Below are 9,630 nucleotides of genomic sequence, written 5' to 3'. Positions count from 1 at the left end.
GTTATGATAAAGTTCTACCTTCATACCTTCTTCTTTTCTTTCTGCCTCCTGCCTCACCTCATTTTTATTGTAAGTATTCACCCGAACTTGATATTATCGGGCGATCGCCTTTTGGTGTCGTTTTTTAACAATCTTATTGTTTTGGTTAAGAAACCTCCTCAATATTGGATACATAAAAGTTATGTTGATTTTTTTATCCCCTTACGGGGAAATGTGTCTGGAAAGTTATCAGTTGAATTTTTTGATGATCAAGTAGAGTTTGTTTCCATCCCCTTACGGGGAAATGTGTCTGGAAAGTTGTTACGATCTTCTTTCTGAAGACCGTAACACCGAGTTTCCATCCCCTTACGGGGAAATGTGTCTGGAAAGAAAATGGATAATTTACAGTTTTCAATATTCGAAACACTGTTTCCATCCCCTTACGGGGAAATCTGTCTGGAAAGACGAATCAGGAGGAGATTGATGCTCTTGCGGAGTATCTCGTTTCCATCCCCTTACGGGGAAATGTGTCTGGAAAGGAGCTGAGTTATTCAACCTACAAAGCTAATATTACTTTTTGTTTCCATCCCCTTACGGGGAAATGTGTCTGGAAAGACTGGTCAAGCCTTTCGGGAACTATTTGTTCTCCCGTTTCCATCCCCTTACGGGGAAATGTGTCTGGAAAGAGGAAATCGAAATTCCCGAGGATTCCGAGGATTCCGAAGTTTCCATCCCCTTACGGGGAAATGTGTCTGGAAAGAATAACCCAACCCGAACTGGTCGAAAGATCAGTTGAAGTTTCCATCCCCTTACGGGGAAATGTGTCTGGAAAGACCTCCCTCCAAAAGTGTCTGACTTTGAAGAGTTGTTTCCATCCCCTTACGGGGAAATGTGTCTGGAAAGTCTCACCCAGCTAAGAGAAGAATTAGCTAAATTGGCGTTTCCATCCCCTTACGGGGAAATGTGTCTGGAAAGAAGAATAGTTTATAAGGTATTTGAAATCTAATTTTTGTTTCCATCCCCTTACGGGGAAATGTGTCTGGAAAGGAGAAAACTTTTATCTTTCTATTCTTAATATTGCATGTTTCCATCCCCTTACGGGGAAATGTGTCTGGAAAGGATCACATTTTATAAATCGAACCGTTTACACTTCCCAAGTTTCCATCCCCTTACGGGGAAATGTGTCTGGAAAGGAGCCAGTTATCCAATGGAAGAAGAAGCAAACAAATTCATGTTTCCATCCCCTTACGGGGAAATGTGTCTGGAAAGTAGACAAAAAACATCGTGAAAATTTTTAATTCTGGTTTCCATCCCCTTACGGGGAAATGTGTCTGGAAAGTGGAAAGCTCCCTTTTGGAATTGGAATTGACGATATCAAAGGTTTCCATCCCCTTACGGGGAAATGTGTCTGGAAAGTAGGTGAGTGTTCTACCGAGGAGAACACTGAAAAAATGCCTTAGTTTCCATCCCCTTACGGGGAAATGTGTCTGGAAAGTATCATGAAAGTAGCACTTTTGAACACATCAATAGTTACTGTTTCCATCCCCTTACGGGGAAATGTGTCTGGAAAGGAAAGTTGCTTGCTATGCAAGTAAGGATGCCATTAATGAATGTTTCCATCCCCTTACGGGGAAATGTGTCTGGAAAGAAGAAAAGTTCCAAGATACAGAAAAACGTGAAAAATTGTTTCCATCCCCTTACGGGGAAATGTGTCTGGAAAGAGAATCTTCTGAATAATTTTCCCCCCAACCCCCTGGTTTCCATCCCCTTACGGGGAAATGTGTCTGGAAAGTGTAAGAACGGATATCAAAATATCCAGCACGGACTGGTTGAAAACGTTTCCATCCCCTTACGGGGAAATGTGTCTGGAAAGTACTTCTGGACATTCTGGAAGTCAGCTGATCGCAAGTTTCCATCCCCTTACGGGGAAATGTGTCTGGAAAGTTTCAGCAGCCCGAGTTTACGCTGCGGTTCTATCCGACTTGTTTCCATCCCCTTACGGGGAAATGTGTCTGGAAAGCAAGAAAAATGGCTCTTCCGGCAATGGAAAAATAACGAGTTTCCATCCCCTTACGGGGAAATGTGTCTGGAAAGTGTAGTTTTCAAAGCCATTCCCCGTTTCACTCTTTTTTGTTTCCATCCCCTTACGGGGAAATGTGTCTGGAAAGAAACTTCAGGTCGAGATGGCCTCACTCGAATACCAGGTTTCCATCCCCTTACGGGGAAATGTGTCTGGAAAGGTCCTTCGCAAACGAATTTGGGATTAAATCCGAAGAAGTGTTTCCATCCCCTTACGGGGAAATGTGTCTGGAAAGCTTACAGAATCCTCGAAAAGAGGCAGAATGGACCGTGGATCAAGCGTTTCCATCCCCTTACGGGGAAATGTGTCTGGAAAGTAGGAAGCTATTCTGGAGACATTGCCATCCTAAAGGAAGGGTTTCCATCCCCTTACGGGGAAATGTGTCTGGAAAGCATAGATAAAATCAAAAAAATCTTTGGTGACGCCATCCAGGGTTTCCATCCCCTTACGGGGAAATGTGTCTGGAAAGCCTGGAGAGCCCCTGGACAGGTTGACTCCACTGAAGAGTTTCCATCCCCTTACGGGGAAATGTGTCTGGAAAGGTTAAATAATTTGGTTTTACAACTATGTTACGTTCTTGTTTCCATCCCCTTACGGGGAAATGTGTCTGGAAAGTCCCTGATCGAAAGATCAGTTGAAAAGTTGGAGTTTCCATCCCCTTACGGGGAAATGTGTCTGGAAAGTTGGAAGAAGCACAACGCTGGATTGATAAAATTCGTTTCCATCCCCTTACGGGGAAATGTGTCTGGAAAGAGGCTAAATTGGAAGGAGTTTAAAGACGTATCTTTCGTTTCCATCCCCTTACGGGGAAATGTGTCTGGAAAGGTTACCTTGTACCTGATTTACCTAATTAGCTATTTCGCGTTTCCATCCCCTTACGGGGAAATGTGTCTGGAAAGGTTTTCTGTAAAGAAAATCGGTATGAAAGTTTCTAGTTTCCATCCCCTTACGGGGAAATGTGTCTGGAAAGCCTTCTTTTCACAAGAAGGCATACTAACCGTGTTTCCATCCCCTTACGGGGAAATGTGTCTGGAAAGTTGCTTTGAAAGGTTTTGTGCTCTATGAAGCACTCATGGGTTTCCATCCCCTTACGGGGAAATGTGTCTGGAAAGAGAGTTTTTTTTTTGAGACTAAGAAGAGAATTGGCGTGTTTCCATCCCCTTACGGGGAAATGTGTCTGGAAAGAAGACATCCGCCGGAAAGACAAAACTTTTAATGGCTTGTTTCCATCCCCTTACGGGGAAATGTGTCTGGAAAGCTCAATCAAAAAAAGGACAAAACACTATGTTTACATACGGTTTCCATCCCCTTACGGGGAAATGTGTCTGGAAAGAAGGTTGATAATTACGTTTTTACCATCATCGCAATCGCGTTTCCATCCCCTTACGGGGAAATGTGTCTGGAAAGGACAATACAGAAGGGTTTAAAAAAACGTTAAACTCAAGTTTCCATCCCCTTACGGGGAAATGTGTCTGGAAAGTACAATGGGTTTGTTTACCTAGAAAATACTAGAAGTTTCCATCCCCTTACGGGGAAATGTGTCTGGAAAGACCAAGATTTTTTTCACTTGTACTTTAATGCCCGGTTTCCATCCCCTTACGGGGAAATGTGTCTGGAAAGAGTTCGCCTAGGAGAGCTTACTGTGAAAGGGATTCAAAGCTCAGAACCACGGGACCCCTATAATACACTAATTTTTAAACGTAATCAGAGATTTTTTCTGCCCGCAAACCCTTGCTGGGTAAGGCAGACACGCAATCCAACGAAAAATAAGGCTTTGAGAGCTCTCAGCAGATTGCGTGGCTCTCTATAGAAACTATTTGTATTTATCTATATAATTGTCAATGTGCAGCAGAGGCGTGATTACCTTTGATATAACAAAAATATCATAGTTTACCTATTGATACTATTAAGTTTAATTAAGTTACAGCAATGCGATCGCCACAACAGAACTCAGAATAAATACCCATAAATAAAATATAAAACAAGGCAAAACAATCAATCTTAAATTAAATAGTAATTTGGGGGTGGTTCTGGTTCTTCACCTCCAATAGTTAGAGTATTGGTAATTGTTTCCCCAGTAATCCAGTAGAAACGAACATTATCCTCATCTAACTTAACTCGTTGTTTTATCTTGAGATATAAATCTCTCATTTCTTTTAAGCTAAGAAAGCACTCAAAAACAGATAACTGTACTCTAGTACCATAACCTTCAAGAAACTTAGAGAGTTTATTTCTTCTTTTGTTGTCGGTAATATCGTATACAATTAATACCAGCATTAAATATTTCTCATAAAAGACTGATAAGGAACACCTGAGATTAGATATTGCTTATAGCGACGTATTTGTAAGTGAATCGCTTGTCTGTAAGTTACTGATGATTCTACATCTTCATGAGAAATAGTTTGATTGAGACGATTTTCCATAGAAGTTAAAAAAGTACGTCTAGCAGAATTACTTAAATAGACACCACCATTATTAGCCTTGTCAAAATCTTGAGGAGACAATACAGGTTTATTAATTAACCATAACACCAAAGAATCAACAATGGGAGAACGAAACTCCTCCATTAAATCGAAGGCTAAATAGGTTTTCTTTTTTTCTCCATAGTGAAAATTACCAAAATAGGGAGAAAGTCCTTCAGCAATAATCAGACTCAAAACATTGTTAAATAAAATAGTGTAGCCAAAACTCAACAAAGAATTAACTGGGTCAGTAGGGGGTTGACGATGACGTTGAGAGAAAGAAAATTGAGGATTAGTAATTAGTTTTCCGAAAGCAGGAAAATATCTAGCAGCGGCGATTCCCTCATAACCCCGCAATTGGTCTATGTTATCAACTTCTTTTGCTTTTTTAATATCTGATTCAATACCACTAATTGCCGCTACTATTTCTGAATCAAGATGCTTGCGATTTAATTTCAACAAAAGCTGGCGTGAATTATATAATTTTCCCACTACAATCGCCCGACAAATAGGTAACTGAAAACTTAAATCACTATGTTTCTGAATTTGCACTATATGAGAATTAAGATTAGTAGCTTCTAAACTCCATAAATGACCATTATATTGTCCCCCTTCACTTAAAAAAAGAACAATAATTTTCTCTTGTAAACAGGCATTAATCGCTGGAGTACTCATTTGCACATTTCCAAAGAGCATAATTTTTTCTATTTCTCTAATAAGAAGTTCTGTTTTTTGTTCTTTGGTTACTTGAACGACAAAGCGTTGATTCTCTTTGTATACATAAGCTGTTTGTTCCATAAGATATAGAGTAGCCATTTCTTGATTCCAAAAACGCTTGAGTTGTTGATTATTTGATTTAGGGATAAAGGTAGGTTGATACTTAGATTGTAGCCATCGAAAAAACTCTATTTGTAAAGGCGTTTGTGAGGATTTTTCTGAGGAAGATGTTTGTGCTTTTTTTTCTGACGCCAAGATGATTTTTTTTTTCGCTTTAGCTGTGATGATATTTTCTCATCATCCATGGGAAAGATAGCTTGACGGAAAAAACCATGGCCGAGAAACTGAAAACCTTGATGAAAATGAGTTATTCTTGTTTTTTCTTCATTAAGTGCTAATCCCATAACATTTAATAACTGTACTACTTGAGCATAGGCAATCATAATTTCCTCTTTAGTATTTGCTAACACGACAAAATCATCCGCATAACGAACTAATTTTAGTTGCGTTTGAGTAATATAATCATCTAGCTGGTGTAGATAAATATTAGATAACAATGGAGAAATAACTGCTCCTTGAGGAATACCTTTTTCTAAATAAATTATTTCTTTTTCATTAGCTATACCCGCAGTTATCCAAGCTTTAATTAAACAGATAATACGAGGATTATTGACTATCTTTCTTACTTCAATTAAAAGCTTTTGATGGTCGATGCTATCAAAAAATTTCACAATATCGGCATCTAAAACCCAAAGGTAATTGGAGTCACGCCAATAAGCTAATCTTTTTACAGCATCAAGATAGGAACGTTCTGGACGATAAGCAAAACTAGAATCAGAAAAAAGCTTTTCTGTAATTGGATACAAAACATTTAACAAAGCTTGTTGTACAATCCTATCTCTAACTGTAGGTATTCTTAATTCTCTATGTTCTTTTTCATTTTTAGGAATGAAAACCTGTCTTAATGGTCTAGGTGTATAGGTATTATTAATAACTGATTGTCTTAATATTGCTAAATTACCTGTCTCATCTTGAGCAAAGTTTTCAATAGTTTCTCCATCTATTCCAGGACCTCCCCGTTTATCTGCAACTTTTATCCAAGCGGATTTAAAGTTATGTTGAGTTACAAATTCCTCATTTATCCCATTCATGATATTTACTGTGTTGCTATTTTTTTTGATAATAGCGACCTATGGGAAAGGGGGTTTTCCTCAAACTTGCATTTTTATCGAAGTTCTTTCTAGAGATTACTGAGTAACTTAGCTAAAGCTTGAATAGTAGGTCTATTGGTCACATTTTCACTTCGGTCTAAGTAATGGACACTTCCTCGCAATGGCAAAGGAGAAAGTTGAGTTAGAGTATCTTCTTTTCCATGATAATCACTCATAATAATCGCAACTACTGGTAAGTTAAGCTTCTCACAAAAGTCTTGCCATAGTTTCACCTCATCTGAAGATTTAGCGAGGATTACACTGTGGGTAGCTTCAGTCATAATTAACTCGTTTTCTGGACTAATCTTACCTCCTACATCAAACACTAGTAACTGATAGTTAATAGATTTAATCTCTTTAGCTTTAGCTTGAGCAAATTCTGGTGTAAATTTAGATTTCCACTCATCTTTTAGCTTTCTAGCCAATTTAGGGTTTTTCTGCGCTGTTTCAGTAAACCAAGCCCCATCACCATCAGGACAACCTGAGATTACATAGGATTCTGGCGCCTCCTTCAGTTTCAACAAAGCTGATTTTAAACCATCTCTGAGACAGGTTTTTCCTGTATTCGCAGGTCCACAAAGCACAACTTTGCGCTTATATCTAATAGGATTAGGAATTTCTATAATTTGACCAAGAGAGTATTTTTCAGTTTTACTCATGGCTACTACATAACCATCATAATCTTCCTTACCTATTTTTGGATCATTAATGGCGATCGCTTCATAGTAATGCTGAAAATGTTCTGCTAAAATAAATGCAGCAGGAACAGTACAACGACCATTGATTTTGAGAAGTTTTTGATTCTCTCGTGATGTAGGTGTCAAACTATCTAATTGTTTAGCAATATCTTTAACAATTATATCTCCGTCTACTTTTACAAATCTATTTAGCTTGGCTTGTAGAATATCCTCCGACCAATAAATAAAAAAAGAAATCTCAGATGCAATCAACTGGTTATCTACCTGGTAGATTTTTTTACTATCAAAATCAATACGACTACCCAAAGGATAATCATCACTTTTACTAATAACTACTATATAGGCATTCAAGGGTGGAACAGATACCGCGATTGTTGAGTATAAATTACTAAGTTTGTCAGTAAGTAAATAACTAAGTAAGATAGGTAAGCGACCTTCTATTTTTAGTAGTTTTGTTTGAGGTAACTGATTAGTCTCTATTAATTCATCTAGTTGAGAGGCAATCATAGAAACTATTTGATTCCCTGAAAGTTCATTGGGAAGTTTTACCTTTAAAATATTATCGATAATTTGTAAATTACTTGTACTCATATTTTCTAACTCTGTTAAATTACACCCAATCCGGTTTAGCGCTGACTTTTATTGCTTCAGTAGGAGTGAATATTACTCCTAACAAAGTTAATTTTAGCTTAAGATTGGTAAGGGGGCTTTCCTATAGAGACAATAATTAAACTGTAAATAGCGTCACTAACAACCATGCCTGATTTTTTTCCTACTATACAACTTTTAGACCAGTTAGTTCCAGGATTAGAACAAGTTCAAATACCGAGAGAAAATCTTGATGGTAAAAACACGGAAACTTCCTCAACAAAAATTCAAAACTGTCTGAGATTATTACAAACAGCTACTCTACGTTTATTCATAGTTAATTCTCTATATAGCGAAGAGAAAGAATATTATTTATTATCATTAGAAGAATGGTTTAGTTGCGCTGAGTGGCAAAAGAAAATTCAAGATAAATTCCCTCATTTTCAAAAACTAACAATTAGAGAATTTTTAGATTTAGACAACACTGAACAAGGTATAAACCTATTAACAACTCAAATTAAAAATAGATATTATCTCTCTCAACAACAGATTGATTCTTGGCTTGATTATTCTCTTTTTACAGGTGAAGGTTTGGAAAATAAATCCAATCAAGCTAAAACTTTACGCAATAATTTTACTAGTTTAACTAAACTAAAAGAACCATTATTAGTAAAACAGTCAAGAGGAAAATATAAAAAAATTTCTCTAAATAAGATATATAACTATTTAGAAAAGCAATCTCAATCTCTAGGAGAAAATCAAAAAGAACTTACTGAATATGCCAATAATTCATTTATTGATTTAATCAATCAAGATTTTTCAGTAATTGTAGAACTTCTTTTAGAAAAAATTAAAGGAAAACAGAGATTATTTATTTATCATGATTATATAGTCCCAAAAGACTTACAAGAAATCTCGGCAAATGTAGCTAGTCGTTTACAACTAGTTTGGCGTGAAACCCCTGTTCCTCCTATAAAAATCGACTATTATAGTTCTAGTATCGACCAAAAAGGCAGTTATATTATTTATCCAGTTTGTATTTACTATTATCGTCGAGCTTATTATCTTACTGCATTTGGACAAACTCCATATTCTCAACAATTAGGAAAAAACCAATGGTATAATTATCGTTTAGAAAAAATTAGTAACCTCGAAAAATTATCATGGTCAACTCCCAACTTACCCCTATTAGCAAGAGAAATATTAGCAGAAGAAGGGAAATATAGTACTGATTATATCAATCAAGAATTCAAAGATGCCTATGGATTTGACTTTTATCAGCCATCAGAGTTGATGTTACTTAAATTTGACCCTAACTTTTCTCGTCGCTATATTGAGAATTCATTTAGACATGAAACCTTTGAAAAAATTGAGGATATTAAACAAGTGATTAACTTAATTAGATATGCAAAAGTCCCAGAAGAAGAGCAATTAATCGCTAACATAAAGCGCGATTATAACTACTCCTATTATGCTCTTAATTATCGTCAAAAAGATAATAATGTAATTATGCGTTTAAGAGCGTGGATACCTAATGTGGAAGTTTTGCTACCATATCAACTAAGGAAAATTATGAGAGATGACTTAGCTAAAGCTTGTAAACTTTATTGTGATACTATTGTAATCAAATGAGAGATGGTATGGAAAAGTTTTAACTATAGCATTTTTCGGACTCATATCATGTCCGTTTAATTATAGCAATGACCAAATAGATGTTTACAGTTATAGCAGTGACCGCAGTGGGATCCCCCCAACCCCCCTTACTAAGGGGGGCTTTTCATCATTTTTGTCAACATCTATTGGCGAGCTTGCTATATCATGAAAAGCCCCCCGAGTTTGCGCTATCCTTTATAAACATCTTTCTTAACATAAAACTTGACAAAAGCCGCTACTTG

The 9,630-nt window shown here is 36.9% G+C and carries 5 protein-coding genes and 1 CRISPR repeat array; of the genes, 1 reads left to right on the top strand and 4 read right to left on the bottom strand.

Annotated features, from left to right (window positions below; translation table 11 throughout):
• Positions 1–189: 189 nt before the first annotated feature.
• Positions 190–3,679: direct repeats of the CRISPR family, unit length 36 nt; unit sequence GTTTCCATCCCCTTACGGGGAAATGTGTCTGGAAAG.
• Positions 3,680–4,060: 381 nt separating this feature from the next.
• From cas2 to MW688_RS17040, 4 genes are all read right to left on the bottom strand, one after another.
• Positions 4,061–4,336, bottom strand: coding sequence for a CRISPR-associated endonuclease Cas2 (gene cas2, locus MW688_RS17055; RefSeq protein ID WP_486737214.1), 276 nt, complete (start codon positions 4,334–4,336; stop codon positions 4,061–4,063).
• Positions 4,336–5,493 (bottom strand): CRISPR-associated endonuclease Cas1, encoded by a 1,158-nt coding sequence (gene cas1 / locus MW688_RS17050; protein ID WP_486737213.1) that lies wholly within the window; start codon positions 5,491–5,493, stop codon positions 4,336–4,338. Before cas1 ends, cas2 begins: the two co-directional genes overlap by 1 nt.
• Complete coding sequence (ltrA, locus tag MW688_RS17045; RefSeq protein ID WP_486737212.1) at positions 5,427–6,389, bottom strand: group II intron reverse transcriptase/maturase; 963 nt, start codon at positions 6,387–6,389, stop codon at positions 5,427–5,429. The genes cas1 and ltrA overlap by 67 nt, the downstream gene beginning before the upstream one ends.
• 89 nt (positions 6,390–6,478) lie before the next feature.
• On the bottom strand, positions 6,479–7,738 hold the full coding sequence (locus MW688_RS17040; RefSeq protein ID WP_486737211.1) for a CRISPR-associated protein Csx3: 1,260 nt from the start codon (positions 7,736–7,738) through the stop codon (positions 6,479–6,481).
• A gap of 165 nt (positions 7,739–7,903) precedes the next feature.
• Here MW688_RS17040 and MW688_RS17035 point away from each other — a divergent pair, with 165 nt between their 5' ends.
• A complete protein-coding gene (locus MW688_RS17035) occupies positions 7,904–9,367 on the top strand; it encodes a TIGR03985 family CRISPR-associated protein (RefSeq protein ID WP_486737210.1) in 1,464 nt (487 codons plus the stop codon).
• The last annotated feature ends 263 nt before the right edge of the window (positions 9,368–9,630 follow it).

This window comes from Johannesbaptistia floridana (assembly GCF_057440575.1).
The sequence above is the reverse complement of the archived record's forward strand: the minus strand, read 5'-3'. Positions and strand labels throughout refer to the sequence as shown.